A 1706-nucleotide genomic window follows, 5' to 3' on the forward strand; every position below is an offset into this window, starting at 1 on the left:
CGTCAACACCGAAGGCCGCGTGCAGCAGACCAACCGCGCCGGCTTCGCGCCGGGCGAGGCGCGCGAGGACTGGGCGATCCTGCGGGCGCTGTCGGATGTGCTGGGCAAGAAACTGCCGTTCGATTCGCTGCCGCAGCTGCGCGCCAAGCTCTATGGCGAATACCCGCATCTGGCCCGTATCGACCAGGTCGCGGCGGGCAATGCCGAGGACATCACCGGGGTGGCGAAGCTCGGCGGGCGGCTGAACAAGGGCACCTTCACCTCGCCGGTGACGGATTTCTACCTGACCAACCCGATCGCGCGGGCATCGGCCGTGATGGCGGAATGCTCGGCACTGGCCAAGAGCGGCTTCAAGCAGGCGGCGGAATAAGCATGGACACTTTCTTCTCCTTCTACGTGCTGCCGGCGCTGATCATTCTGCTGAAATCGGTCGTGCTGATCGTTATCCTGCTGATTTTCGTTGCCTACATCCTCTACGCCGACCGCAAGATCTGGGCGGCGGTGCAACTGCGCCGTGGCCCGAACGTCGTCGGCCCCTGGGGCACGCTGCAAGCTTTCGCCGATCTGCTGAAATTCGTCTTCAAGGAGCCGGTCATCCCGTCCGGCGCCAACAAGGGCGTGTTCCTGCTGGCGCCGCTGGTCTCGGCCGTGCTGGCGATCTCGGCCTGGGCGGTCATTCCGGTCAATCAGGGCTGGGCGATCGCCAACGTCAATGTCGGCATCCTCTATGTCTTCGCCATCTCCTCGCTTGAGGTCTATGGCGTGATCATGGGCGGCTGGGCCTCCAACTCGAAATATCCGTTCCTCGGCGCGCTGCGTTCGGCCGCTCAGATGGTGTCCTACGAGGTCTCGATCGGCTTCGTCATCGTCACCGTTCTGCTCACCGCCGGCTCGCTCAACCTCACCGATATCGTGCTGTCGCAGCATGATGGAATTGGTACGCGGCTTGGCCTGCCCAACACCTTCCTCGACTGGAACTGGCTGGCGCTGTTCCCGATGTTCATCATCTTCTTCATCTCGGCGCTGGCCGAGACGAACCGGCCGCCTTTCGATCTGGTGGAAGCCGAATCGGAACTGGTCGCCGGCCACATGGTCGAATATTCGTCGACGCCGTTCCTGCTGTTCTTCCTCGGCGAGTATGTCGCCATCGTGCTGATGTGCGCGCTGGCCACCATCCTGTTCCTCGGCGGCTGGCTGCCTCCGTTCGACTTCGCGCCGTTCACCTGGGTGCCGGGCGTCATCTGGTTCGTGCTGAAAGTCTGCTTCGTGTTCTTCGGCATCTCCATGGTGAAGGCCTTCGTGCCGCGCTACCGCTACGACCAGTTGATGCGGCTTGGCTGGAAAGTGTTCCTGCCGATCTCGTTGTTCATGGTGGTCGCCACCGCGGCCTTCCTCAAGATCACGGGGTTTGCGTGATGTCCGCTCTTTCCCAAGCCGCCAAATCGCTGCTGCTGCAGGATTTCGTCAGCGCCTTCTTCCTGTCGATGCGCCAGTTCTTCGCGCCGAAGGAGACGATCAATTATCCGCACGAGAAGGGGCCGACCAGTCCGCGCTTCCGCGGCGAGCATGCGCTGCGCCGCTATCCCAATGGCGAGGAACGCTGCATCGCCTGCAAATTGTGCGAGGCGATCTGCCCGGCGCAGGCCATCACCATCGAGGCCGGCCCGCGCCGCAATGACGGCACGCGCCGCACGGTTCGCTACGAC

Annotated in this window: 3 protein-coding genes; all 3 read left to right on the top strand. The window is 63.2% G+C overall.

The window, feature by feature from the left end; translation table 11 throughout:
- A partial coding sequence (locus tag EN893_RS32720; RefSeq protein WP_164901335.1) for a molybdopterin-dependent oxidoreductase occupies positions 1-370 on the top strand: 370 nt, incomplete at its 5' end.
- 2 nt (positions 371-372) lie between these two features.
- A complete protein-coding gene (gene nuoH, locus EN893_RS32725; protein WP_027034808.1) occupies positions 373-1416 on the top strand; it encodes an NADH-quinone oxidoreductase subunit NuoH in 1044 nt (347 codons plus the stop codon).
- On the top strand, positions 1416-1706 hold a 291-nt coding region (nuoI, locus tag EN893_RS32730; protein ID WP_128362125.1), incomplete at its 3' end, for an NADH-quinone oxidoreductase subunit NuoI. The genes nuoH and nuoI, both read left to right, overlap by 1 nt.

Origin of the sequence: Mesorhizobium sp. M7A.F.Ca.CA.004.04.2.1 (assembly GCF_004022825.1) — a bacterium.
GTDB lineage: Bacteria > Pseudomonadota > Alphaproteobacteria > Rhizobiales > Rhizobiaceae > Mesorhizobium.